This window comes from Micromonospora auratinigra, from assembly GCF_900089595.1.
Taxonomy (GTDB): Bacteria; Actinomycetota; Actinomycetes; order Mycobacteriales; family Micromonosporaceae; genus Micromonospora; species Micromonospora auratinigra.
On the sequence record NZ_LT594323.1, the window covers coordinates 3,928,741 to 3,952,827 of the forward strand.

Below are 24,087 nucleotides of genomic sequence, written 5' to 3' on the forward strand. Positions count from 1 at the left end.
CGGGGCTCATCGTAATCACGCCGTCGGCGTCGGACGCTCCCTCGCGTCCGTGAGTTGGCTGAGAGAAAGCTGTCCCCCGGCCGGGTGGGACACGCGGACGCGCGTTTCCCCGCATCGACACGGTGGGTAACACGGCCTCGACGGCACGGCACGGTGCCGCGACGGTACGAAGCGGACGGTGATGGCGATGAGCGATGCAGTGGCCGAGCGGGAACGGGACGCCGCGGCGAGCGGCACCGACCTCCTCACGGTCGGCGTCGAGGAGGAGTTCCTGCTGGTCGACCCGCACACCGGGGCCGCCGTGCCCGCGGTGGACCTGGTCATGGAGCAGGTACCCGCCGAGCTGCGCGGCCAGGTGGAGCGCGAGTTCCAGACCAGCCAGATCGAGATCGGCAGCCCGCCCGGGCTGGAGCTGACCTCGATCCGGCACTCGCTGGGCGTGCTCCGCGCCGAACTCGCCGCCGCCGCCGAGCGGGCCGGCGTACGGCTGCTCGCGATCGGCACCGGGCCGGTGGACGGGCCGGTGCCGCCGGTGGTGGACAAGCCCCGCTTCGACCGGATGATCGAGCGGTTCCGGCTGCTGGTGCCGGGGCCGGGCAACAACGGCATGCACGTGCACGTGGGCATCCCCGATCCGGAGATGGGCGTGCGGGTGCTCAACCACGTACGCCCCTGGCTGCCGATCCTGCAGGCGGTCACCGCCAACTCCCCGTTCGCCCGGGGCGAGGACACCGGCTACGCGAGCTGGCGCTCGATCGAGTGGGAGCGCTGGCCGTCGGTGGCGCCGACCCCCCGGCTGGACTCGCACGAGCACTACGAACGGCTGATCCGCCAGCTCATCGCCAGCGGCGTGATGCTCGACGAGGGGATGCTCTACTGGTACGCCCGGCTCTCCGCGAAGTACCCGACGGTGGAGATCCGGATCGGTGACGTCTGCCCGTCGGTGGACGACGCCGTACTGGTGGCGGCCCTGGTCCGGGCGCTGGTGGCGACCGCGATCACGGACATCGCCGCCGGGCGGCCGGCGATCGACACCGACCACCACCTGCTGGTCGCCGCGCACTGGCGGGCGGCGCACGACGGGCTGGAGGGCGAGGGCGTCGACGTGACCGACGGCGAGCTGCGCCCGACCTGGGAGCTGCTGGACCGGCTCGTCGACCGGGTCCGCCCCGAGCTGGTCCGGCACGGCGACCTCGACCAGGTGACCGACCTGCTGGGCGGGCTGCGCCGGCACGGCAGCGGCGCGGCGCGGCAGCGGGCCGTGTTCGCCCGCACCGGCGAGCTGGTGGACGTGGTGACCGACGTGGCCCGGCAGACCCGGGGCTGAGCGCGCCCCCGACCGGTGCGACGCGTGACAGGATGGGCCTCGTGGCGGAACGCATGGTCGTGATCGGCGGGGACGCGGCCGGAATGGCGGCGGCCTCCCAGGCCCGGCGTCGCCGCGACCGCGCCGACCTGGAGATCGTCGCCTTCGAGCGGGGGCACTTCACCTCGTACTCGGCGTGCGGCATCCCGTACTGGATCAGCGGGCTGGTGCCCGAGCGGGACCAGCTCGTCGCCCGCGACCCGGCCACGTTCCGGGAGAAGTTCGACATCGACGTGCGGCTGCGGCACGAGGTCACCGCCATCGACCTCGACCGCCGCGAGGTGCTCGCCCGCGACCTCGACGGCGGCGGCGAGGTCCGGGCCGGCTTCGACACCCTGGTGTACGCCACCGGCGCGGTCCCGCTGCAGCCGGACTGGGCGCGCGGCGGGATCGACGGCGTGTTCGGGGTGCAGACCCTCGACGACGGCACGGCGCTGCGGCAGTGGCTGGAGCGCGACCCCCGGCCCCGGCACGCGGTGGTGGTCGGCGGCGGCTACATCGGTGTGGAGATGGCCGAGGCGCTGATCCAACGTGGGCTCACCGTCGACCTGGTCGAGCAGGCCGACCAGCCGATGTCCACGGTGGACCCGGACATGGCCGAGCTGGTCGCCGACGCCATGCGCGGCATCGGCATCGGCATCCGTACCGGCCGGACCGTCACCGGCCTGACGGAACGGGACGGCCGGATCGCCGCGGTGGTCACCGACGAGGGGCCGGTCCCGGCCGACGTCGTGGTCCTGGGCCTGGGCGTACGCCCGAACACCGCGCTCGCGGAGGCCGCCGGCCTGCCGATCGGCCCGAGTGGTGGGATCCGCTGCGACCGGCGGATGCGGGTGCCCGGAGTGCCCGGCGTCTGGGCGGCCGGTGACTGCGTGGAGACCCTGCACCGGGTCAGCGGGATGCCGGTGCACATCCCGCTCGGCACCCACGCCAACAAGCAGGGCCGGGTCGCCGGGATCAACATCGGCGGCGGGTACGCCACCTTCCCCGGCGTGATCGGCACCGCCGTCACCAAGGTCTGCGACCTGGAGGTGGGGCGTACCGGCCTGCGCGAGCGGGACGCCGGCGCGGCGGGCTTCGAGTTCGTCTCGGTGCTGACCGAGTCGACCAACCGGGCCGGCTACTACCCGGGCGCGCAGCCGATGACCGTGAAGCTGATCGCCGAGCGACCCAGCGGCCGGCTGCTCGGCGCGCAGATCGTCGGCCGGTCCGAGGCGGCCAAGCGGATCGACACCCTGGCCGTGGCGCTGTGGAACGGCATGACGGTGGACGAGATGACCGCGCTCGACCTCGGCTACGCCCCGCCGTACGCCCCGGTCTGGGATCCGGTGCTGATCGCGGCCCGCAAGGCCGTCGACGCCCTCGCCGCCGCCGGCCGGTGAGGAAGGGCACCTTCTTGACGCCCCGGGCATGACAAGGGTCCCTTCCTGACACCCGGATCTTGTCGGGGGGCGGGGTTAGGTTCTGGGTGTAGCCGGTTCGGCGCACTTCCCCCCTCGGAGGCATCACCATGTCGCAGGAGACGACCTACCTCGAACTGTCCGAAGTGGACGGTGGAGCGCACAAGTTCTACGAGGTGGTGGTGGACGACACCGCGATGACCGTGCGCTACGGCCGGATCGGCGACCAGGGCCAGGTGAAGACCAGCAGCTACCCGGACAACACCCGGGCGCGGGCCGCCGCCGCGAAGAAGATCGGCGAGAAGATCCGCAAGGGGTACGCCCCGGCGGTGCCCGGCGTACGCCAGAAGCGCTCGGTGTCGCGGCGGCAGATCGTCAGCACCCGCTCCACCGCCCGCACCGCCCCGGTCCTCTGGCGGTACGACTCCTGCGCCCCGGCGTTCGGCATCTTCGTCGACGACCGCACCTGCATGGTCGGCAACGAGCACGGGGTGATCACCACGCTCGACCACGACGCGAGGGTGCTCCACCAGGTCCGGCTCCCGGACGGGGTGAAGTGCATCGTCGCCGACGACGCCTGGATCTACGCGGGCTGCGACGACGGCAACGTCTACGACCTCTCCGGCAAGGTGCCCCGGGCGGCGTACGCGATCGCCCCCGACATCGACATCTACTGGCTGGACATCCACGACGGGGTGCTCGGCGTCTCCGACCGCGACGGCGGCATCGCCGCGATCGACCACGAGGACGAGTTCCTCTGGCGGCGCGCCGGCCGGGGCCGGTCCGCCTGGATGGTGCGCTGCGACGACGACGCGCTCTACCACGGCCACTCCGCCGGGGTCACCGGTTACGACTGGCGGACCGGGCGGGAGTTGTGGCACACCCGCACCGGATCGGTCCTCTTCGGCTGGCAGGAGCGCGACAGCGTGTTCGCCGGTACCGGCACCCGTGAGGTGGTGCGGTTGAGCAAGGACGGCCGGGCCGAGCAGACGTACCGCTGCGACGCCGCCGTCTTCTCCTGTGCCACCGCCGAGAACGGCCGGTACGTCTTCGCCGGGGACAGCGCCTCCTCGATCTACTGCTTCGACGCGGCCGGCAACCGGCTGTGGAAGCTCGGCACCGGCTGCGGCTCGGCGTACTCGATGCAGTACCACCAGGACCGGCTCTACGTGGTGACCACCAGCGGCCACCTGGCCTGCATCGACGCCAGCGAGCCGGCGATCCGGGCCGCCGAGGCGGGCGACGTGCCCGAGGTGGTGGACGTGAAGGCCCCGGCCCGGCTGCCCGAGCAGGCCGCCTGGAGCTCGGTGGAGGTGACCACCGACGACCGCGACGGCGTGGTGGTGCAGTGCGTCGAGCGGGGCGGTCAGCTGCGCATCCACGTCCTCTCCGACGGCTACCGCCGGGACTGGTCGGTGCAGTTCCCCAAGGGCATCCGCGAGCCGGGGGCACGCTACCTGGTCACCGAGGTCCGGGAGGCCGGCCGGGGCGGCTTCTACCGCGCGTACGGCGACATCCGCCGGCTGCGCTGAGGGCCCCGGTGCGCCGGGCGGGGCTCCGACCGCCCGGCGCACCGGTTCAGCGACAGTCCCAGCGCACCGGCCGGACGTCCCGGTCGTCGCGCTCGAGCTTCCCGCCGAGCACCCGGCCGTCGTCGCTGAAACTCTTCACGCCACCACGTCGCCCGCCGCGCCAGCCGTCCGGCACGGGCAGCTTCACCGCCTCCGTGTCGGTGAACACGCCGGGGACGTCGCCGGAGACCGTCCCGGCCAGCCAGCCCCGACTGTTGCCGGTTCCGTCGTAGAGGACACCCTTGAGCACCTCCGCCCGCCCGGTCCGTAGGTCGATCCGCACCGGGTACCGGGGAATGCCGCTCCGGGGGACCACGGCGGTCTCGCGTTCGGCGGCGCCGGTCACCCAGCCACCGGCCACCGACTGGGGCACGAACCGGGTCGCCGTCCCGCCCGGCACCCGTGGCAGCGGCAGCACCTCCGGCCGGGCGGCACCGGGACGCCACACCACCGCTCGGCTGACGTCGTCGGGGTGTCCCTCGGACATCACGGCCAGCACGGTGCCGTCCTCGTCGACCGCGACGGCCACGCCCTCCCACCGCGGGCCGGGCAGCGGCAGGTCGACCGGCTGGCTCCGGTACGAGTCCCAGACCACCGGCAGGTTCCGGTACCCCGGTTGCCCGACGTGCCCCACGCTGCGGTACCCGACGATCCGGCCGGCGTCGTTGATCGCGATCGCGCGCTGGGAGGAACCCCCGGGCAGACGGATGACCTCGCCGTCGCGTACCGCCCACGCCTGCCACTCGTCGACGGTGGTCAGCGACGAGCCCACCGCCAGGCCGGCCCGGTTCACATCCGTCAACGCCTGCGCCGAGCCGGGCAGCTCGACCTCCCGGACCCGGTCGCCCTCCCAGACCAGCAGACCGAAGTTCAGCCGGTACTTGCCCTGCGGGGCCCGCCGGCCGACCAGCCACCGGCCGTCCGGGTCGCCGCCGGTGACCGCGCCCTGTGGATCCCCCGGCAACGGCAGCAGGGTGGCCGTGCAGACGCCCCGCCACGGACCGGTCGGCGGCGGGGGCGGCGACGGGCTCGCCGCCGGCGCGGGCGCCGCCCGCCCGTCCCCACCCAGCGCCACCGGCAGCGCGGCCACCGCCAGCACCGCCAGCGCGGCCGCACCGGCCACCGCCACCCGTCGGTTACGTCGTCGCCGGCGCGCCTCCCGGATCGCCCCCGGCAGGTCGATCCGGGGCGGCCCGGCGGGCTCGTCGTCCAGCCACCGCAGCCGGTCGGCGACCTGCTCGTCATCGGTCCTCATCGTCCCCGCTCCTCTCCGGCCCGACCGGCGAACTCCCGGTCCCCGAGCAGTCGTCGCATCGTGGCCAGCCCGTGCGAGGTCTGGCTCTTCACCGTGCCGGCCGAGCAGCCGAGCGTCCGGGCCACCTCGTCGACCGGCAGGTCGTGCAGGAAGCGCAGCACCAACACGGCCCGCTGCCGGGGCGGCACCTGGGCCAGCGCGGCGCGCAGCACGGTGCGGTCCTCCACGCCCCGGTCCTCGGTGGCGCGGACGTCGGGCGGGCCACCGAACAGGTGCACCCGCCACCAGCCGCGCCGCCGGCTGTCCAGGAAGAGCCGGACCAGCACGGTGCGCACGTACGCGTCCAGCCGGTCGACCTCCCCGATCCGCGACCAGCGCAGGTAGAGCCGCGTCGCGGCCTCCTGCACCAGATCGTCCGCCTGGTCGGCGTCGCCGCTGAGCGCGTACGCCAGCCGGCGCAGCGCGGGCAGCCGCGCGCTGACGTATTCGACGTATTCCTGGTCTGATGCATCCGGCATCCGGCCACCTCCGTGGGGTCCGCTCTTCCAGACGACACCCGACCGGAAACGGTTGTACGTGATCCGGGCGCAGCCGTGAGGATGGCCCGATGGAGTTCCCGGAGAGTCTGCGCTGGACGGAGCGGTTCCCCGCCGGCCGGGCCTGGCGCGCGGTGCTGCCGGACCGGCTGGCCGAGTGCGTCGCGCAGTGGCGGCTGCGGGTGGGCCGCCCCTACGGCGGCGCGTTCGCCTCGCTGGCGCTGCCGGCCGAGCTGCCGGACGGCACCCGGGCGGTGCTGAAGCTCCAGTTCCCGGACGACGACAGCCGGCAGGAGGCGGCCGCCCTGGCGCACTGGGCGGGACGGGGCGCGGCGCGGCTGCTCGCCCACGACCCGCAGCGGCGGGCGCTGCTGGTCGAGCGCTGCGCGCCCGGCACCCCGCTGTACGAGCAGCCGCTCGACGCGGCGCTGGACGCGGCCGTCGAACTGCTCCCCCGGCTCGCGGTGCCGGCCGGGCCGCCGTTCACCCCGCTGGCCGAGGAGGCCGCAGGTTGGACGGAGCGACTGCCGGGCGAGTGGGACCGGGCCAACCGGCCGTACGAGCGGCGGCTGCTGGACACCGCCCTGGGGCTGCTGGCCGACCTGGTGCCGGGCCAGGGTGAGCAGGTGCTGGTCAACCAGGACCTGCACACGGGCAACATCCTGCGGGCGACCCGGGAGCCGTGGCTGGTCATCGACCCGAAGCCGCTGGTCGGCGAGCGGGAGTTCGGCGTCGTGCCGCTGGTACGCGGGCCGGAGCTGGGGCACTCACCGCAGGCGGTCCGCCACCGGCTGGACCGGCTCACCGCCGAGCTGGGTCTGGACCGGGAGCGGGCCAGGGGCTGGACGATCGTGCACTGCGTGGCGTGGAGCGTCGGCGAGGGGGAGATCTTCCCGAACCACGTCGAGGTGGTGCGCTGGCTGCTCGGCGAGGAGTGACGTCAGCCGGCCTGGCAGGTGGCGCACCAGTAGAGGTTGCGGCCGGCCAGCTCGCCCCGGCTGACCTCGGTGCCGCAGACGTGGCAGGGCGCGCCGGGCCGGCGGTAGACGTACACCTCGCCGCCGTGCCGGTCGACCCGGGGCGCGCGGCCCATCGCCTCCGGCAGGTGGATCTCCCGGACGGTGTCGATCCGGCCCCGCTCGACCGCGACGGTCATCAGGTCGACCAGGTCGGCCCAGAGTTCCCGCCAGCCGGCCGGGGTCAGCTCGCGACCGGGCAGCAGCGGCGGCAGCCCGGCCCGGAACAGCGCCTCGGTGACGAAGATCAGCCCGGTGCCGGCCACCACCGACTGGTCGAGCAGCAGCGCGGCCAGCGGGGTGCCGCTGCGCCGGATCCGCGCGTACGCCCGGTCGGGGTCGGCGTCGGGGCGCAGCGGGTCCGGGCCGAGCCGGTCGCGCAGCGCGGCCACCTCGGGCGGGGTGAGCAGTTCGCAGGCGGTCGGCCCGCGCAGGTCCAGCCAGTGCCGGTCCGTGAAGAGTCGTAGCCGGATCTGACCGACCGGGGGCGGCGGTTCGCCGGGGCCGTCGGTGACCTTGCCGTAGAGCCCGAGGTGCACGTGCAGGGTCAGCTCGCCGGCGTAGTGGTGCAGCAGGTGCTTCCCGTACGCCTCGGTGCCGTTCAGGACGGTGCCGGTGAGCCGGGCCGCGCCCTCGGCGAAGCGGCCCTGCGGGCTGGCGGCGTGCACCTTGTCCCCGGCGAAGAGTTCGGCGTGCCGGGCCGCCAGGCGGTGGATGGTGTGTCCCTCTGGCACGGGTGCCAAGGGTAGCCAGGTGTCCTTCCGGTTGCCATCTGAGCTGCCCCGGGACGGCCGGCTGCCGTCGGTGGCACGGGACGGCTAGCCCAGACTCCAGCCGTGCTCGGCGAGCGCGCGCTGGATGATGTCGAGCGCCTTCGGCCCGACGCCGTGCAGCGCGGCCAGCTCGGCGCGCGGCACCCCGGCCAGCTCCCGCAGCGCGGTGTAGCCGGCGTCCCGCAGGGCCCGGGTCGCGGGGGCACCGATCTTCGGCAGGGTGTCGGGAGAGGCGGCCACGGCTAGCCCGCCTCCGGCCGGAACGGATCGGGGAGTTCGGCGGCGCTGACCCCGCCGCGTTCGCGCAGCCAGGCGACCAGCGCGGTGGCGCCGCGCCGGGCAGCGGCGTCCAGGCCGGTCAGGTTCTCCCACGGGGGCACCCAGTTGACTTGCGCGCCCCGGTCCGCCAGGTACGCCGCGCAGGCCTGCTGGCCGCCGTGGCAGGCGCCCCAGAACGCGGCGTCGATCTCGTCCGACGGTGGCGCCCCGGTGGCCGTGAAGGCCTGCCGCACCCGATCGAGCAGGCCGAGCGTGGCCGCGTCGACGAGGGTGGTGCGGGCTCCTCGGGCGACGAGGCGGTGGGCGGCCCGCCACTGCGCGAAGGCCCGGGCGTCGGCGAGCGGAGTGCCGCCGGCGATCACCCCGCCCGGCGCCTCGATGTCGGCGCCCGCGTCCAGCAGCGCGTCGAGCACGTCGACGTCGTCGCAACTGGCCGCCCAGTGCAGCGGCGTCTCCCGGTGCGGGCCCGTGCAGCGGGCGTCGACGTCGGCCCCGGCGGCGATCAGGGTCGCCACGGTGGCGACCCCGTCGGGGAGGTGTCCCGGCCAGTCGGTCGCCACGTGCAGCAGCGTGCGGGACATGCCGCCGCTGTCGATGATGCGGGCGACGGCCAGCCCGGGATGCGCGGCGAGCAGTTCCCGCAGCGCGACGAGGTCGCCCTGCCGGATCGCCCCGGTCACCGCGACCGCGAGCGGATCGGCGGCGGCGAGCCGCAGCACGTCGTCCGGCACGTCGTCCCTCCGTCCCCGCCTGCCGGACCGCGCGGACCGCCACGGACCGACCGGCTCCCACCCGGTAGTCCACCATGCGCCGGTGCGGTACGCCAGCAGGTCCGTCCCGGCCCATCCCGGCCCGCCGCGCCGGCCGCGTCCGGGCGGAAAACCGTCGACGGGTGTCGGCGGCCATCGACCGGGGTACGTCCTCCCTGTGACGCGCGGCCTCCGCGCCCTGATCAGGAGGTGTCGATGTGAAGATCTTGTCCCGCCGGAACGGTCCGGCGCGCGATGCGGACAGCAACGGCGACGGTGTCGTCGACGCCCGCGACGAGAGCACGCTCGCGGGCCGCGGGGACGGCCAGCCGGTCGTCACCGACCGGGACGCGGAGCGGACCACGTACCGCAGCGGCGCGACCGCCACCGTCGAGGAGCGGGCCGGCGACGCGGAGCGGCGGGCGGCGGACCGGGCCGCCACGGCGCGGGCGGCGGTCGCCGGCGCCCGGCGCGCCGAGCCGGAGCAGCCCATGGAGCGCACGGCCGACCTGCACCGGTCCGACCGGCCGGTGGCCACGGACCTGGACCACGACGGCCGGCCCGACCGCCCGCCGGCGACCGACCTCGACCGGGACGGCCGCCCGGACCGCCCGACGACGACCGACCTGGACCACGACGGCCGGCCGGACACCCCGGTGGCCACCGACCTCGACCGGGACGGCCGGCCGGACGCCGACCCGCGGACCGCGCCGGTGGTCGCCGGACCCAAGCCGCGGGCCAGCCTGCTGGCCACGCTCGGCCTGATCGTCTCGGTGGTCGGCGCGCTCTTCGTGCTCTCCGGCACGCTCGCCGGGTACGGCATCGGGCTGGGCGCGGTCGGCGCGGTGCTCGCCGTGTTCGGCCTGGTCGCGACCCGGCGTCGGCACGTGGCCGGCAAGACCGACGCGCTGATCGGCATCGCGGTCGGCCTGGCCGCCGTGGTGCTCGGCGTGGTGGCGATGACCGGCCAGTTCGACTGGCCGACGACGGACGGCGCGTGGGTGGGCCGGTTCCGCGAGTGGCTCGACTCACAGTTTGCCAACTGGTTCTGACGGGCACATTTCGCTTCGCCGGCACAGTTCCGGCAGCTCGATCAGCTCTGGTGGTTCACCAGCCGGGCAACACCTCTTTCGGGGGCGGCGGTTCGCCGCCCCCGAAGTGTGTCCGCCCCCGGCGTCAGCCGCCGGACCGCCCGCCCGGACTGGGCGCCAGCAGCCCGACGACCGCGCCCAGCGCGATCCCGACGAAGCCGTAGAGCGCCGTCTCGTCCGAGCCGTCGGCCCGCACGCCGAGCAGGCCACCGCCGATGATCACCGCGGCGAGGATGCCGAAGACCACGAACCAGAGCACGTCCCGGGCCCGCGACGAGGGCCGGCCGAGGACCGACGCGGCCTCCTCCTTCTCCTCCGGGGTCGCCCGGGAGACCACCTTGCGCAGGGCCTCGCCCCGCTTCTGCGGGGGCAACGCGTCGTAGGCGTCGACGAAGCCCGTCACCTCGGTTGCCATCGCCATCCCCCTCCTGTCCAGCACTCCCCCGCTCCGGTCGCCCCCAGTGTGTGCGGGCCGGCACCGGGGCGGAAGACCCGCCGATTGTCGGATCCCCGCGTGAACGCAACGATCCGTCGGAGGAAAGGCCTTACACGCAACGATCAGTCGGCGTACGCAACTTCTCGCGGTGGATGTCGCCGGCCCGGGCCACATACCGTTGGACCACGGCGCCAGCCCGTGGGCCGACGGTGGCCGGGCGCGCCCGAATCTTTGGGAGCACGACATGACGATGGACGCCACCCGCCAGCGCTTCCTGATGTGCCGGCCGACGTACTTCGCCGTCGACTACGCGATCAACCCGTGGATGGACCCCACCGCCCCGGTCGACGCCGACCTGGCGATCCGGCAGTGGGAGCAGCTCCGCCAGACGTACGTCGACCTGGGCCACGAGGTCGAGCTGATCGACCCGGTCGTCGGCCTGCCGGACATGGTCTTCGCCGCCAACGGCGGCACCGTGATCGACGGCAAGGCGATGGCGGTCCAGTTCCGCGACCCGCAGCGCGCCGACGAGGCCCCCGCGTACCGGGCCTGGTTCGAGGCCGCCGGCTTCGAGATGTACGACCCGAAGCACGTCAACGAGGGCGAGGGCGACGTCCTGCTGGTCGGCGACCACCTGCTCGCCGGCACCGGGTTCCGCACCGCGCACGCCTCGCACGCCCAGCTGCAGGAGGTCTTCGGCTACCCGGTGGTCACCATGCAGCTGGTCGACGCCCGCTTCTACCACCTGGACACCGCCCTCACCGTGCTCGACGAGCGGACCGTGGCGTACCTGCCGGAGGCGTTCTCGCCGGGCAGCCGCGCGGTGCTGCGCCGGCTCTTCCCGGACGCGATCCACGCCACCATGGCCGACGCCGAGGTGCTGGGGCTGAACGCGGTCAGCGACGGGCGGCACGTGGTGCTCCCGGCGCAGGCCACCGACCTGGCCGCCAAGCTGCGCGACCGGGGTTACGAGACCATCGGTATCGACCTGTCCGAGCTGCGCAAGGCCGGCGGCGGACCGAAGTGCTGCACGTTGCGACTCCGTCAGGGAAAGGCATCCAAGTGATCGTCGACGACATGCTGCGGACTCCGTCCGCGGTACGTGAGGCGGAGCGCCACACGGCGCACAACTACCACCCGCTGCCGGTGGTGGTCTCCTCCGCCGAGGGCGCCTGGCTGACCGACGTGGACGGCCGCCGCTACCTGGACTGCCTGGCCGGCTACTCGGCGCTGAACTTCGGCCACCGGCACCCCCAGCTGATCGAGGCCGCGCACGCGCAGCTCGACCGGCTCACCCTGACCAGCCGCGCCTTCATCCACGACCAGTTCGCCGACTTCTGCCGGGAGCTGGCCGAGCTGTGCGGCAAGGACCTCGTGCTGCCGATGAACACCGGCGCCGAGGCGGTGGAGACCGGCATCAAGGTCGCCCGCAAGTGGGGCTACCAGGTCAAGGGGGTCGCCCCCGGCCAGGCCAACATCGTGGTCGCCGAGGGCAACTTCCACGGCCGCACCACCACCATCGTCAGCTTCTCCACCGACGAGGACGCCCGCGCCGACTTCGGCCCGTACACCCCGGGCTTCACGGTCGTGCCCTACGGCGACCTGGCGGCGCTGACCGCCGCGATCGACGAGAACACCGTCGCCGTGCTGCTCGAGCCGATCCAGGGCGAGCAGGGCGTGGTGATCCCGCCGGAGGGCTACCTGCCGGGCGTCCGCGAGGTCTGCACCGAGCGCAACGTGCTCTTCATCGCCGACGAGATCCAGTCCGGCCTGGGCCGCACCGGCGCCACGTTCGCCTGTGACCTCGAAGGCGTCGTGCCGGACATGTACCTGCTCGGCAAGGCGCTCGGCGGCGGCATCGTGCCGGTCTCCGCGGTCGCCGCGAACAGCGACGTGCTCGGCGTGCTGAAGCCGGGCCAGCACGGCTCGACCTTCGGCGGCAACCCGCTGGCCTGCGCCGTCGCCACCGAGGTGGTCCGGCTGCTGGCCACCGGCGACTTCCAGCGCCGCTCGGCCGAGCTGGGCGAGCGGCTGAAGGCGGGCCTGGAGGCACTGCTCGGCAAGGGCGTCGTCGCCGTCCGGGTCCGGGGCCTGTGGGCGGGCGTCGACATCGACCCGGCGCTGATGACCGGCCGGCAGGCCTGTGAGCGGCTGATGGAGCGCGGCGTCCTGGCCAAGGACACCCACGGCTCCACCATCCGGCTCGCGCCGCCGCTGGTGATCACCGCCGACGAGATCGACCACGCGATCGCGCAGCTCGCCGCCGTGCTGGCGGGCTGACCCCGTACGCGCAGAAGGGCGCCGGGACCACGACGGTCCCGGCGCCCTTCGTCGTCGGTGGCCTCAGACCCGGGGCAGCCGCATCGCCATCGTGGGCGCCTCGGCCATCACCGAGGTGGGGCTGAACTTCGCGTCGCTGGGCAGCTCGTCGGCGCGGCCGATCTGCACACCCGGGTACAGCTCGACGATGTCCCCCTCGCCCAGCACCCGGGACTGCTGCGGGGCCAGCGCGATGCGGTCCGGCTCGGCCAGCGAACCGCGCGGCCGGATGCCCGAACCGTTGGTGCTGGTGTCGGTCACGATCACCTCGCCCACCCTGAGTTCGAACCGGACGTGGCTGCGGCTGATCCAGCGCCGCGCCTCGTCGTTGAGCCACTGGCCGAGCACCACCGCGCCGGAGCCGTCCGGGGCCCGGCCGACCAGCACGGGCTGCTCCTCGGTGAGCGCGAAGCGGCGGCGCACCAGGCCGCCGATCCGCACCGCCAGCACCTCGGTACGCGGGCGCGGCCCGGCATCACCGAGCCGCACGCCGTGCCGGGGGCAGGTCGGCACCCCCTGACGCAGCGTGGGCGGGGGCTGGCCGGCCGGCGCCCGGTCCACCCGGGCCAGGTCGGCGAAGGCGCCGCCGCCCCCACCGCCGCCGAAGAGCGCGCAGCCCGGCTCGGGGCAGCGCCACTGCCGGGCGAGCAGCTTCGCGCCGACCGGGGACCGGTCGCCCGAGGTGGGGGCCTGCCCACCGCCGACGTGCGCGATGAAGACCGGACCACCGGCGCCCGGCACCGGGGCGAGCACCCGGCCCGCCTGGGCCAGCCAGGGATAGCGGCCGCCCATCCCGTCGAACCGGACCCGGCTGAGCACCGGCAGCCCGAGCAGGTCGGCCACCTCCAGCATCCGGTCGCCCGGGTGGTCCAGCACCTCGACCAGGCCGTCGTCGGCCCAGCGCCGGACCACCATCCGCTCGTTGGAGGTCAGGTCCGCGTCGGAGAGCAGGGCCCGGTGCACGATCGCGTAGACCGGCACGCTGTCCTCGCCCAGCTCGCGGGCGAGGGCGTCGATGACCATGCCGAGCCGCAGCAGGCTGGCCGGCCGACCGCCGTCCAGGTCCTGCCAGCGGATCACCTCGGCCAGGTCGACCACGGCCCGGGCCAGCGACGGATCGGTGCAGACCCGTCCCTCGATGGCGTCCAGCACCTTGCTGATCTCGAATCTCATGGGGCGCTCCGGACGGTGTCGTCGATCCGCCGGGCCGGGGTCGACCCGGCCGGCTCGTCCCGCACCGCCGCGGCGGTGAGCACGTCTGCCATGGCGACGACCCTACCGGGCGGCCCCACCGCGGGCCTGCTCAGGCAGCTCCGGGCCGGTCGGCGCGGGCCGGACGGCCGACCTCGTGCAGGTGCGCCAGCGCCTGCCGGTACGAGGCGAACAGCCCGGTCTCGGCGTACGGGATGGCCTGCTCGGCGCAGTACGCCCGGACGATCGGCCGGGCCCGGCGCAGGTTGGCCCGGGGCATGCTCGGGAACAGGTGGTGCTCGATCTGGTAGTTCAGCGCCCCCAGCGCCACGTCCACCAGCCGGCCGCCCCGCACGTTGCGCGAGGTGAGCACCTGCTTGCGCAGGTAGTCCCACTCGTCGTCGGGGCCCGGCATCGGCATGCCCTTGTGGTTGGGGGCGAACGCGCACCCCATGTAGAGCCCCCACAGCCCCTGGTGCACGGCGACGAAGACCAGCGCCCTGCCCGGGGACATCACCGCGAACACCAGGCCGAGGTAGCCGACGGCGTGCGCGACCAGCAGCAGCCCCTCGACCAGCCGGTGCCGCACCGGGGTACGCCAGCGGCCGTCCTCGCGTCCGGTCACCGCGCGCACGCTCGCCACGTGCAGCGCCAGGCCCTCCAGCAGGAGCAGCGGGAAGAAGAGCCAGGCCTGCCGGCGGGCCCGCCACCGGGCCGCGCCCCGGGTGGCCGCCACCTGCTCGTCGGTCCAGACCAGCACGCCGGCCCCCACGTCCGGGTCCTCGTCGGCGTGGTTCGGGTTGGCGTGGTGCCGGTTGTGCTTGTCCACCCACCAGCCGTAGCTGAGCCCGACGGCCAGGTTGCCGGCGACCAGCCCGGCCAGCTCGCTGGCGCCCCGGCGGCGGAACATCTGCCGGTGCCCGGCGTCGTGGCCGAGGAACGCCACCTGGGTGGTCGCCACCGCCATGCCCACCGCCGTGAGCGCCTGCCACCAGGAGTCGCCCACCGCGACCACCAGCGCCCACCCGGCGAGGAAGGCGCCGAAGGTCAGCGCGATCGAGACCGCGTACCAGCCCGGCCGACGCCGGAACAGGCCGGCCTCGGCGACCCGGCGGGACAGCCGGGCGTAGTCACTGCCCCGCTGCGCCGGTGGCGCCGTCGACGTCGATGAGGTCATCGCTCCCCGCTCCTCGCTCATGGGCCGCGTCGGCGGTGCGCGGCCGGTCGTGACCGAGTCTGGTGCGGGCGATCGCGTTCGGTAACCCGGGAATCCCCCGTCTTCGGGTGGGGTTCTCCCTACCCGGACCCCTACGACATCCGCCCGACCAGGGAGCGCAGCCGGGCCAGGTCGCGCCGCCGGCGCTCGTAGGTGGCGGCGAGCGCGATCAGCGCCAGCCCGCCCAGCGCCAGGAAGATCCAGCGGGGCAGCAGGTCCCAGCCCCGGGCCAGCTCGTGCAGCGCCAGCGGCACCAGCGCGGCCGTCCCCAGCAGCACCGGGGCCTGCCACCGCCGGACCGCGCCGCCGAGCACCGCCGCGAGGGCGACCACGCCGAGCGCCAGCCGGCGCCACGGCTGCGGCTCCGCGGCCACCAGCACCGAGACCAGGCTGGGCAGCAGCGCCGCCGCGAGCCCCGGGCCGAGCGCCAGCCAGCTGGTCAACCCGGGCCGGGTACGCAGCGCCAGCAGGCCCGCGCCGAGGGCGAGCGCCGCCGCCGGGGCGGTGTACGCCTCCAGCACCGCCACCCCGCCGGCCGCCAGCAGCAGCCAGCCGCCGACCAGTTCGCTGCCGCCCGCCACCCCGGCGAGCACCCGCCGGCCGGCCGGCGACTCCCCGCGCCGGAGCACCCGGACCGCCACCGCCACGCCCCACAGCACGCAGACCGCCGCCGCGTGCCGCAGCGAGCCCGCGGTGAGCAGCAGTGCCAGCCCGGCCACCGCCTGCGCCGCCGCCTCCAGCGCCACCGCGCCGACCCGTCCCGCGCCGGCAGCTGCCGGCGTCGCACCCGCCGGCAGCACGCCGGGGCCGGCCCACATCGCGCCCGGACCGGCGGTCATTCCGCCGGCACCGGCCGGCACCGCGCCGACCTCGGCCGGCACCACGCCGGGCCCGGCCGGCAGCACGCCGGGCCCGGCCGGGGCCGCAGCCGGACCGGCAGGGGCCGCGTCGGGCGTCGCTCGGCGGCGCAGCAGCGGTACGGCGTGCAGGACCAGCGCCGCGACGGCGAGCACGGTGAACGCGGCGGTCCGCAGCGGCTGCCCGGCGGCCAGCGGCGCGGTCACCGCGAAGCCGGTGGCCGCCGCCACGGTCACCAGCCAGCCGGCGAGCCGGGTCGCGGGGTGCCGGCCGGCCGCGCCGATGACGGCCGCCGCGACGACCAGCGCGCCGAGACCGGCCAGCGTGGCGGCCCGGGTGGCGAGGAGGCCACCCAGTCCGAGCGGGAGCAGGACCACCCCGAGCGGCACGGTCACCGCGAGCAGCCACCGGCGCGGTCCGGCGAGCGCCGCCACCAGCAGCGCGGCCACTCCGGTGCCGAACAGCACGGCGGGCCGTACCGGCCAGGGCGCGCCGACCGCGGCGAGCAGCACCGGTAGGGCCAGCGCGGCGAACGGCAGCGCGACGGTCACCGGCTCCCGCCGGCCGCCCCCACGGAGTCGGGCGTACCCGGCGGCGGCCAGCCCGAGCAGCAGCAGGGCCAGCCCGGCGGCGAACGCGCCCGGCACCGGGCGGACCGGCGGCACCCCGGACCAGGGGCGCACCGGCGTGCCGGCGAGCACCCGCAGGGTGGCCGGGGCGGTGGCGACCAGCGCCAGCCCGGCCAGCGCGGCACCGACCGCCCGGGGCGCGACGGTCGGCCGGGGACCGACGGTCCCGGCCAGCGCCAGCAGGGTCCCCGCCGCCGCGTACAGCGCCACCGGTTCGGCACCCGGTACGACCAGCGGGGCGATCCCCACCGCGCCGAGCGCGACGGCGAAGCCGGTGGCCGCGTACCCGTGCAGCTCGGTCCAGTGGCGGCGGACCGCGGCGGTGGCGACGATCAGCAGCGCGACGGCGGCGGACGCGCCCCGCAGCTGCCACCAGGCCGGCGCGCCCGCCGCGACCAGCGCGACCGCCGCCCCCGCCGGTACCGCGAGCAGCGCGACCGCCAGCGCCACACCGGCGACCACCGGCTGGGCCCCGGCACCCCGGCGGCCCCGCGCGGCGGCGAGCAGGCCGGTGCCGGCGAGCACCGCCAGCACGACGCCCTCGCCCAGCGGCGCGGCGCAGCCGACCAGCACGGCGTGCCCGGCCAGGACCGCCGCCGCGAGCGCGGGGAACAGCACCGTCGGGTGTCCCCGGCGGGGGCGCAGCACCGCGCCCAGCAGCAGCCCGGTGGCCGCCACCAGGTCGACGGTCAACACCAGCGGCCACGGGACGGCGGTGACCGCCGGCACGGCGAGGACGGCCAGCGCGGCACCGACCACCCCGGCCACCGGCCGGGCGGCCCGGGGCAGGTGCAGCGCCACCGCCCCCGTGGTGAGCAGCAGCGCCACCGGGAGCTGCCAGCCCCAGGACGGGGCCGGCACCGGTTCGGCACCGTGCCAGGCCGGGAACGCGGCGAGCGCGGTGGACCCGCCGACCACCAGGGCGAGCACCGTGCCGACCTGACCCAGCCCCGCCGCGACCACGAACGCGCCCACCCGGGGGCCGGTACGCAGCCGCCGCGGCACCGCCCGGACCAGCCCGGCCAGGGCGAGCACCACCAGCCCGGCCGCCACCAGCAGCAGGCCCGGCCGCAGCGCGGCCACCGGCCGGATGAGCGCGGAGGCGAGCACCGGCACCAGCAGCCCGGCGGTGATCGTGCGATACGTCCGGTCCCCCGCCGCCAGTGCGCCCACGACCAGGACCAGCGCCACCACCAGCAGCGGCGCGCCGGCCAGCAGCGGCGTACCGGCCGCCCGGCCCAGGATCAGCGCCGGCAGCGCGCAGCCGGCCGCGACGGCGAGGGCGGCACCGTGCCCGACCATGCCGAGCACCCGGCCGGCGACGACCGCCGCCCCCGCCGTCCGTGGAGCCGGGGCGGGGTGGACCGGCCCCCCGCCGGCCACCCCGCCGGCCAGGTGGACCGGCCCCCCGCCGGCCACCTGCCCCCCGGCCGGTCCCCCGCCGGCCGGCTGACCCCACCCCGGGCCGCCGGCGGGGACGGCGACGGCCACCCCCGCCGGTACGGCCCGGGACCGCAGGGCGACCACCACCACGAGGTCGCCCAACGCCACTGCGGCGAGGACCAGCGCCCACCCGGCCGGCGAGGGCTTCGCCGCCGCCGCGGCCAGCGGCAGCACCGGCTGTGCGGTCAGCAACGCCGCGAACCACGGCACGGTGAGCCGGCTCAGCCGCGCGTACCCGGCCGCGACCGCCGCGCCGACCCCCCCGACCAGCGCCGCGTACCGGCTGGCCGGCCAGCCGGCCACCCCGAACAGGTCCACCGACCAGGCCGCGTACCCGTCGAGGAGCACCAGCAGCAGCCCCACCGCGGCGAACGTCTCGGCGGTGCCGCGCAACCCGCGCCGCCGGGCCACCAGCGGCCCGGCCAGGGCCAGCGCGGTGAGGGCGAGCAGGATCAGCGCCCGGCCGGCCACTCCGAACGCGGCCCAGGCGACCGCGGTGAAGACCACCGCGGCGGTGCCGAGCAGCAGTCCACCGAGGACGAAGAGCAGGCCCTGCACCGCCCGGGTGGAGGTCTCCGCCGCACCCGGCCGCCCGGCCGGGACCGGACGGCCCGGCACGACGCCCGCCGGCCCGGTGACCGCGACGGCCGGCGCGGTCGGCGCGGTCGGCGCGGTCGGCACGACGGTCGGAACCGGCGGCGGGATCTCCAGCCGGATCCGGGCGCTCAGCTCCGCCCGGCGCTGCCGGGTCGCGCCCAGCCGCCCCGCCAATTCCTGGTACGCCACCCGGGCCGCCTCCACCCGGGGCACCAGCACGGCGATCTCCCGGTCCAGCCGGATCACCTCGGCGGCCGGCGGGTACGGCGGCCGGCCGCACCGGCGGCAGCCGGCGACGAGATCGGCGGGGCCGCCGCAGGCGGGACAGGGATAGGGGGTGTTCTCCACCGGACCAGCATGGGCAGCGGCGGCGCGGCGGAACAGAGTAGGGGTACCTAGGGCCGGGTCTGCTCGTGCACCCAGGCCGCGTAGTCCGGGTTCCCGCTCTCCACCCGGGTCACCAGCACCTCCGGCACCTCGTACGGGTGGCTGGCGCGGACCTGGTCGACCAAGGCCTCGACCCGGTCCGGGGCGGTCTTGAACTGCACCGACCACTCGGTGGTGGTCTCGATCGCGGACCGCCACCAGTAGGTGCTGTCCACCCGCCCGCCGACCTGGGCGCACGCCGCCAGTCGGGCGGCGACGGCCGCCGCGGCCAGCACGTCCGCCACCTGGCGGGCGTCCACCACCGTCGTCACCACGCAGATCTGCTCCACCAGCGCACCCTACGCGGCGTCGCCGTCGGGCACGGTGCGGTCCGCGGCCGCCCCGTCCCGGTTCGCGGCGATCCACCGGTCGATCCGGGCCCACCAGTCGAAGAGCCAGTCGATGCGCTCCTGCCTGCCGGCGGGCACCTCCTCCGGGGGCACCGACCAGAAGCGCATCACGATCCGCTTGTCCATCGGCAGTTCCCGCCACACGTCGGTGACGGTGAGCATCCGGTCCAGCCCGGTGTGCGCCACGAAGATCACCCCGGCGTCCGGGGCGGCGTCCAGGGCGGCCAGCAGTCCACCCGGCTGCGGGGCCAGCACGTGCTGCATGCGCTCCGCCCGCAGGGCCATCCGCTCCAGGCCGAGCGAGCGCAGCCGGGCGATGGCCCGCAGCCGCCGGCCGGGGGTGAAGTTGCCGCCCTCCGGGAAGATCACGAACGCGTCGTCGTCGTCCAGTCCGGTGGCCAGGTGACCGATCTGCCGGACCACCGAGTCACGGCCGTCCGGACCGGGCGCGATGAACCGGTTGGGCAGCCGGTTGAGCAGCACGTCGACCGCCGGGTCCCACTGGAGGCTCTCCTTCAGCACGATCCGGGGTTCGCGGTGGAACCAGTTCACCAGCGCGTGGATCAGGATGAACGAGTCGCCGGGCCCGGCGTGCCGGCAGAGCACCAGCTCGGGCCGGCCGGGCAGCGCGGTGTCCGGGTCGGTGCCGACCACGTCGATGCTCAACCGCAGCGTCCAGCGGGCCTGCCAGAACAGCACCTGGAGGAAGCGCCCGGCGAGCACGTAGTGGGCCCGCTGGAAGAACGGCGAGCGCTTGTACGCCCCGAAGCCCGAGGCCAGCCAGAGCCCGAAGAGGGCGAGCAGCGCCGCCGCGTCCCAGACCAGGTAGACGGTGCCGATCCAGAGCAGCCGCAGCGGGCGCAGCCGGCCCGGCACCAGCGGCGACGCGGCCAGCGCCAGCAGGGCCCAGCCGGGCAGGGTGACCAGCACCGCGACCGCCAGCAGCACCGCGCCGGGCGCGAGCAGCAGCCGGCGTACCCAGCGGGGTGGCAGCGGCATCAGCGGGCCAGGGAGTCCAGGTAACGGCGGGAGGCGGTGTACGCACGGCTGATCCGCCGCCCCACCGCCGCCATGTCGCGGTACGCCCACGGACTGTCGTCGCGCGGCTCCAGCCCGCCGGTGGGCAGCACGTGCACCTCGACCCCGTCGGGCACGGCGGCCATCTCCCGGGCGAACCGGTGCCGCCGGGCGATCTCGAAGGCCACCTGGGCGATCTCCCAGGGCCGGCGGGGCGGGGTCAGCTCCCGGTCGATCCGGCCGACCTGGAGGACGAAGACCTGGGTCGCGCCGGCCGCGACCGCCTCGCCGACCGGGATCGAGTTGACCACCCCGCCGTCGATGTAGTGCCGGCCGTCGATCTCGGTGGGCGGCAGCAGCCCGGGTACGGAGGCCGAGGCGAGCACCGCCGGCACCAGCGGTCCGCTGTGGAACCAGTGCTCGGCGGCCCGCTCGATGTTCGCCGCGCAGCAGCGGAACGGCACCTTGAGGTCGGCGAAGGTGGTCTGTTCGCCCAGCTCGTTCTCCAGCAGCCGGCGCAGCGGCCGGGGCGAGTGCAGGTGGGTCCGGGCGGCGAAGCGGCGCAGCTGCCGGGCGACGGAGTCGCCGTACACCTCGCTCGCCTCGGGCGACGCCCAGAGCCGGACCAGCCGGTCGGTGACCGCCTCGGTGGGGTCGGCGGCCACCAGGGCGCCGTTGACCGCGCCGATCGAGGTGCCGAGCACCATGTCGGGCCGGATCCGGGCCCGGAACAGGGCACGCAGCATGCCCACCTCGACCGCGCCGAGCACCCCGCCGCCACCGAGCACGAACGCCACCGGACCACCTGCCATGTCGTTCATCCTGGCACGCCGCCGCCGGTCGGCCCGGCCGAGCCGGCCCCGGTGAGCAGGCCGTCACCGGCCGCGACGGCGACCGGAGGGTCCGGCCCGGCCCGGACGGGACGGCCGTTGACAGGCCGGACACATTCGCGCAACCTGATACCGCTCCCAAGCCCAGGCAGGTGCGATGTGAAGGCGTCACTGCACGCCGGCAGGCTGCTGGCCCGCAGGTACCGGCTCATCGACCAGATCGGGGCCGGCGGCATGTCGGTGATCTGGCGGTCCCGCGACGAGGTGCTCGACCGGGTCGTCGCGGTGAAGGTGCTCGCGCCCTCGCTCGCCGCCGACGCGCGGTTCCGGGACATGGTGCGCGAGGAGGCCCGCTCCGCCGCCCAGCTGGTCCATCCGCACGTCACCGCCGTGCACGACTACGGCGAGACGGTCGCGCCGGACGGCAGCATCACCTCCTTCGTGGTGATGGAACTGCTCGCCGGCGAGGAGCTGGAGCACCGGCTCACCGAGGGGCCGCTGCCCTGGCCGCAGGCGGTGGAGACCGGCGCGCAGGTGGCCGAGGCGCTGGCCGCCGCGCACCGCCTCGGCATCGTGCACCGGGACATCACCCCGGCGAACGTGATGATGACCCGGGTCGGCGCCAAGGTGCTCGACTTCGGCATCGCCACCCGGGTCGGCGCGCCGGACGAGGACGAGGACGGCGGCACCTTCGGCACCCCGGCGTACGTGGCGCCGGAGCGGCTGGACGGGGCCCCGGCCCAGCCGGCCACCGACGTCTACTCGCTGGGCGTGCTGCTCTTCGAGACGCTGACCGGCCAGGTCCCGTACCCGGCGGACACCTGGGAGCAGCTCAGCGCGGCGCTGGCCGAGGGCGGAACGCCCACGCTCGACGGCGTACCCGGCCTGCCCGCGCCGGTCGCGCAGATCTGCCTGCGCTGCCTGGCCCGGGAGCCCCGGCAGCGGCCGACGGCGCACCAGGTGGCGGCGGCGCTGCGGGACCAGTTGCTCCCCGCCGACCCGCAGGCGGCCACCATGCTCGCCCCGACGATGACGTTGCCGGCGCTGCCCCGGGAGCAGCGTTCGCAGCCCGGCCCGGCGCCGACGGTGCCCACCCCGCCGGCCGCCACCGGGCCGGCCGACCGCCGCCGCCGGCCGCTGCTGGTGGCCGGGGCCGGCGTGGTGCTGGTCGCCGGGGCGGCGCTGCTGGTCCCCGCCCTGATCCCGGACCGGCAGCCACCGGCCCGAGGGCTGCCGCCCGCCGGGCCGGTGCTCGTGCCCGGCACGACACCGTCGAGCGTGGACCCGACCGGCCCGGTGACCCCGTCGCCCCGGCCGACCCGACCGGCCCGGTCCGTCGCGCCGACGACGACGGCACCGGCCGCGGTCTCCGTGGTGGAGGCGGCCAACCGGCTCGACGGCCTGATCGAGTCCGGCCTGGCGAGCGGGCAGATCCGCAGCGACGTCGGCGTCGACCTGCGCAACCTGGTGCGCAACGCCACCGCTGCCGCCGGCACACCCGACCAGGCCACCGCCGTGGACCGGCTCCGCGGCAAGATCGCCGAGCGGCAGCGGGAGGGCAGCATCAGTCCGGCGTACGCCCGCCAGCTCGACGACGCGGCCGTCGCGCTGGCGGCGGCCCGGACCTGAGCGGCGGTCAGCGGGCCACCACGGACATCGGCTGCCGCCGGTCCGGGTACGCCGTCCGGGTGGCCAGGAAGGTCCGGTACACCGACTCGTAGCCGAGCGCCATCCGCTCCACCGAGAAGTTCTCCGCCACGTGCGCCACGGAGTCGGCCGGGTCGAGGTGGCAGGACTCGCGCAGCGCCGCCGGGAGTTCGTCGGGCCGGTCGCAGACCAGCCCGGTCACCCCGGGCCGGACCAGTTCGGGCACGGCACCCCGGCGCAGCGCCACCACCGGCGTCCCGGTCGCCATCGCCTCCACCATGACCATGCCGAACGGCTCCTCCCACTGGATCGGCATGATCAGGCAGCGGGCGTCGAGCAGCAGCCGCAGGGTGGCCGCCCGGTCGGCGTTGAGCACCAGGGTCACGTCCTCGTCCAGCATCGGCTCGACGACCTCGGTGAAGTAGCGGCGTTCCGCCGGCTCGTTGCACTTGCCCGCCAGGGTGAGCGGCAGGCCGGCCGCCCGGCACGCGCGGATGGCCAGGTCGGGGCCCTTGTCGGGGCTGAACCGGGCGAGCCAGAGCACCGACCCCCGGCCGGGGGCGCGCTTGTGGGGGAAGTCGTGCAGCGGCATCGCGTTGTGCACCGTGCCGACCCACGGCAGGTCCGGGTTGGCCCGGCGCTGCGCGTGTGAGATGGCGATCAGCCCCACCCCGTGGTCGGTGTCGCCGAGCACGGTGCCGTACTCGCCCACCGGGTTGCCGTGCACGGTCGCCACGGTGGGCACGGCCCGGCGGCCGGCGACCAGCGGGCCGATGGTGGTGTGGTCGTGCACCACGTCGAAGTCGGCGGCGTCGATGAGCCGGTTGACGTGGGCCAGGTGGGCCAGTTCCGGCAGTGACTCGCCGAGCCGGTCGTACTGGAGTTCCGGGCAGGTGGAGACGAAGTCGGCGGCGGTGCCGTGGGCCTGGCCCGCGCCGAACACGGTCACCGCGTGGCCGTGGTCGATCAGCGCGTCCACCAGACCGGCCACCACCTGCTCCAGGCCGCCGTAGCCGGGCGGTGGCACCGACAGCCAGGGCGGCACCACCATCGCGATCCGCAACGGCCGGGCGCCCTCCGACGGCAGGTGGT

The 24,087-nt window shown here is 75.8% G+C and carries 21 protein-coding genes; 8 read left to right on the top strand and 13 right to left on the bottom strand.

Features of this window, described 5'->3' with window-relative positions:
* Positions 1–187 precede the first annotated feature (187 nt).
* The 3 genes from GA0070611_RS17440 to GA0070611_RS17450 all read left to right on the top strand — a co-directional run bounded on the left by GA0070611_RS17440 (position 188) and on the right by GA0070611_RS17450 (position 4,298).
* Complete coding sequence (locus tag GA0070611_RS17440; protein WP_197675728.1) at positions 188–1,327, top strand: carboxylate-amine ligase; 1,140 nt, start codon at positions 188–190, stop codon at positions 1,325–1,327.
* A gap of 41 nt (positions 1,328–1,368) precedes the next feature.
* The gene (locus GA0070611_RS17445; protein WP_091665524.1) at positions 1,369–2,748 is read left to right on the top strand and encodes an FAD-dependent oxidoreductase; all 1,380 of its coding nucleotides are present in this window, start codon (positions 1,369–1,371) and stop codon (positions 2,746–2,748) included.
* A gap of 128 nt (positions 2,749–2,876) precedes the next feature.
* Positions 2,877–4,298 (top strand): WGR domain-containing protein, encoded by a 1,422-nt coding sequence (locus GA0070611_RS17450; RefSeq protein ID WP_091665526.1) that lies wholly within the window; start codon positions 2,877–2,879, stop codon positions 4,296–4,298.
* A gap of 46 nt (positions 4,299–4,344) precedes the next feature.
* Here the strand turns inward: GA0070611_RS17450 and GA0070611_RS17455 are convergent, their stop codons facing one another.
* Both GA0070611_RS17455 and GA0070611_RS17460 read right to left on the bottom strand, forming a co-directional pair.
* A complete protein-coding gene (locus tag GA0070611_RS17455; RefSeq protein WP_091665528.1) occupies positions 4,345–5,592 on the bottom strand; it encodes a hypothetical protein in 1,248 nt (415 codons plus the stop codon).
* Positions 5,589–6,110 carry a SigE family RNA polymerase sigma factor gene (locus GA0070611_RS17460; protein ID WP_091665531.1) on the bottom strand — a complete coding sequence of 174 codons (522 nt, stop codon included), beginning with the start codon at positions 6,108–6,110 and terminating at the stop codon, positions 5,589–5,591. Before GA0070611_RS17460 ends, GA0070611_RS17455 begins: the two co-directional genes overlap by 4 nt.
* Positions 6,111–6,199: 89 nt before the next feature.
* Here GA0070611_RS17460 and GA0070611_RS17465 point away from each other — a divergent pair, with 89 nt between their 5' ends.
* Positions 6,200–7,066: an aminoglycoside phosphotransferase family protein gene (locus GA0070611_RS17465; RefSeq protein WP_091665534.1), complete on the top strand. Its 867-nt coding sequence runs from the start codon at positions 6,200–6,202 to the stop codon at positions 7,064–7,066.
* A 2-nt stretch (positions 7,067–7,068) separates the two neighbouring features.
* Here GA0070611_RS17465 and GA0070611_RS17470 read toward each other — a convergent pair whose 3' ends face one another.
* From GA0070611_RS17470 to GA0070611_RS17480, 3 genes are all read right to left on the bottom strand, one after another.
* Positions 7,069–7,878, bottom strand: coding sequence for an Fpg/Nei family DNA glycosylase (locus GA0070611_RS17470; protein ID WP_091665537.1), 810 nt, complete (start codon positions 7,876–7,878; stop codon positions 7,069–7,071).
* An 84-nt stretch (positions 7,879–7,962) separates the two neighbouring features.
* Entirely contained in the window at positions 7,963–8,157 is a 195-nt protein-coding gene (locus GA0070611_RS17475; RefSeq protein WP_091665540.1) for a helix-hairpin-helix domain-containing protein, read from the bottom strand.
* A gap of 2 nt (positions 8,158–8,159) precedes the next feature.
* Positions 8,160–8,927, bottom strand: a complete 768-nt coding sequence (locus GA0070611_RS17480) for an ankyrin repeat domain-containing protein (protein WP_231921155.1) — start codon at positions 8,925–8,927, stop codon at positions 8,160–8,162.
* A gap of 236 nt (positions 8,928–9,163) precedes the next feature.
* Between GA0070611_RS17480 and GA0070611_RS17485 the strand changes: the two genes are divergently transcribed.
* The gene (locus GA0070611_RS17485; RefSeq protein ID WP_091665543.1) at positions 9,164–9,997 is read left to right on the top strand and encodes a DUF4190 domain-containing protein; all 834 of its coding nucleotides are present in this window, start codon (positions 9,164–9,166) and stop codon (positions 9,995–9,997) included.
* A 124-nt stretch (positions 9,998–10,121) separates the two neighbouring features.
* Here the strand turns inward: GA0070611_RS17485 and GA0070611_RS17490 are convergent, their stop codons facing one another.
* A complete protein-coding gene (locus GA0070611_RS17490; RefSeq protein WP_157740344.1) occupies positions 10,122–10,451 on the bottom strand; it encodes a hypothetical protein in 330 nt (109 codons plus the stop codon).
* Between the two features lie 271 nt (positions 10,452–10,722).
* Between GA0070611_RS17490 and ddaH the strand changes: the two genes are divergently transcribed.
* Together ddaH and rocD are read left to right on the top strand one after the other, a co-directional pair.
* A complete protein-coding gene (gene ddaH / locus GA0070611_RS17495) occupies positions 10,723–11,538 on the top strand; it encodes a dimethylargininase (protein ID WP_197676013.1) in 816 nt (271 codons plus the stop codon).
* Between the two features lie 11 nt (positions 11,539–11,549).
* A complete protein-coding gene (gene rocD, locus GA0070611_RS17500; protein WP_091673079.1) occupies positions 11,550–12,752 on the top strand; it encodes an ornithine--oxo-acid transaminase in 1,203 nt (400 codons plus the stop codon).
* A gap of 63 nt (positions 12,753–12,815) precedes the next feature.
* Here the strand turns inward: rocD and GA0070611_RS17505 are convergent, their stop codons facing one another.
* From GA0070611_RS17505 to GA0070611_RS17530, 6 genes are all read right to left on the bottom strand, one after another.
* The gene (locus tag GA0070611_RS17505) at positions 12,816–13,964 is read right to left on the bottom strand and encodes an FHA domain-containing protein (RefSeq protein ID WP_091665553.1); all 1,149 of its coding nucleotides are present in this window, start codon (positions 13,962–13,964) and stop codon (positions 12,816–12,818) included.
* 130 nt (positions 13,965–14,094) lie between these two features.
* The gene (locus GA0070611_RS17510) at positions 14,095–15,159 is read right to left on the bottom strand and encodes a fatty acid desaturase family protein (protein WP_091665555.1); all 1,065 of its coding nucleotides are present in this window, start codon (positions 15,157–15,159) and stop codon (positions 14,095–14,097) included.
* 131 nt (positions 15,160–15,290) lie between these two features.
* On the bottom strand, positions 15,291–19,073 hold the full coding sequence (locus tag GA0070611_RS17515; RefSeq protein ID WP_091665558.1) for an SCO7613 C-terminal domain-containing membrane protein: 3,783 nt from the start codon (positions 19,071–19,073) through the stop codon (positions 15,291–15,293).
* 47 nt (positions 19,074–19,120) lie between these two features.
* Positions 19,121–19,441 (bottom strand): divalent-cation tolerance protein CutA, encoded by a 321-nt coding sequence (gene cutA / locus GA0070611_RS17520; protein ID WP_091665561.1) that lies wholly within the window; start codon positions 19,439–19,441, stop codon positions 19,121–19,123.
* Positions 19,442–19,450: 9 nt separating this feature from the next.
* On the bottom strand, positions 19,451–20,500 hold the full coding sequence (locus GA0070611_RS17525) for a 1-acyl-sn-glycerol-3-phosphate acyltransferase (RefSeq protein WP_091665563.1): 1,050 nt from the start codon (positions 20,498–20,500) through the stop codon (positions 19,451–19,453).
* Positions 20,500–21,330, bottom strand: a complete 831-nt coding sequence (locus tag GA0070611_RS17530; protein ID WP_091665566.1) for a patatin-like phospholipase family protein — start codon at positions 21,328–21,330, stop codon at positions 20,500–20,502. The genes GA0070611_RS17525 and GA0070611_RS17530 overlap by 1 nt, the downstream gene beginning before the upstream one ends.
* Positions 21,331–21,507: 177 nt before the next feature.
* Here GA0070611_RS17530 and GA0070611_RS17535 point away from each other — a divergent pair, with 177 nt between their 5' ends.
* Positions 21,508–22,977 carry a serine/threonine-protein kinase gene (locus GA0070611_RS17535; protein ID WP_091665568.1) on the top strand — a complete coding sequence of 490 codons (1,470 nt, stop codon included), beginning with the start codon at positions 21,508–21,510 and terminating at the stop codon, positions 22,975–22,977.
* Between the two features lie 7 nt (positions 22,978–22,984).
* Here the strand turns inward: GA0070611_RS17535 and GA0070611_RS17540 are convergent, their stop codons facing one another.
* Entirely contained in the window at positions 22,985–24,046 is a 1,062-nt protein-coding gene (locus tag GA0070611_RS17540) for a glycosyltransferase family 4 protein (RefSeq protein WP_091673081.1), read from the bottom strand.
* Between the last annotated feature and the right edge of the window lie 41 nt (positions 24,047–24,087).

Coding starts and splice junctions, on each gene's coding strand:
- GA0070611_RS17490 (WP_157740344.1), bottom strand. CDS start 10,451: ATGGCAACCGAGGTGACGGGCTTCGTCGACGCCTACGACGCGTTGCCC.
- GA0070611_RS17450 (WP_091665526.1), top strand. CDS start 2,877: ATGTCGCAGGAGACGACCTACCTCGAACTGTCCGAAGTGGACGGTGGA.
- GA0070611_RS17455 (WP_091665528.1), bottom strand. CDS start 5,592: ATGAGGACCGATGACGAGCAGGTCGCCGACCGGCTGCGGTGGCTGGAC.
- rocD (WP_091673079.1), top strand. CDS start 11,550: ATGCTGCGGACTCCGTCCGCGGTACGTGAGGCGGAGCGCCACACGGCG.
- GA0070611_RS17460 (WP_091665531.1), bottom strand. CDS start 6,110: ATGCCGGATGCATCAGACCAGGAATACGTCGAATACGTCAGCGCGCGG.
- GA0070611_RS17525 (WP_091665563.1), bottom strand. CDS start 20,500: ATGCCGCTGCCACCCCGCTGGGTACGCCGGCTGCTGCTCGCGCCCGGC.
- GA0070611_RS17465 (WP_091665534.1), top strand. CDS start 6,200: ATGGAGTTCCCGGAGAGTCTGCGCTGGACGGAGCGGTTCCCCGCCGGC.
- GA0070611_RS17440 (WP_197675728.1), top strand. CDS start 188: ATGAGCGATGCAGTGGCCGAGCGGGAACGGGACGCCGCGGCGAGCGGC.
- GA0070611_RS17510 (WP_091665555.1), bottom strand. CDS start 15,159: ATGACCTCATCGACGTCGACGGCGCCACCGGCGCAGCGGGGCAGTGAC.
- GA0070611_RS17530 (WP_091665566.1), bottom strand. CDS start 21,330: ATGGCAGGTGGTCCGGTGGCGTTCGTGCTCGGTGGCGGCGGGGTGCTC.
- GA0070611_RS17540 (WP_091673081.1), bottom strand. CDS start 24,046: ATGGTGGTGCCGCCCTGGCTGTCGGTGCCACCGCCCGGCTACGGCGGC.
- ddaH (WP_197676013.1), top strand. CDS start 10,723: ATGGACGCCACCCGCCAGCGCTTCCTGATGTGCCGGCCGACGTACTTC.
- GA0070611_RS17505 (WP_091665553.1), bottom strand. CDS start 13,964: ATGAGATTCGAGATCAGCAAGGTGCTGGACGCCATCGAGGGACGGGTC.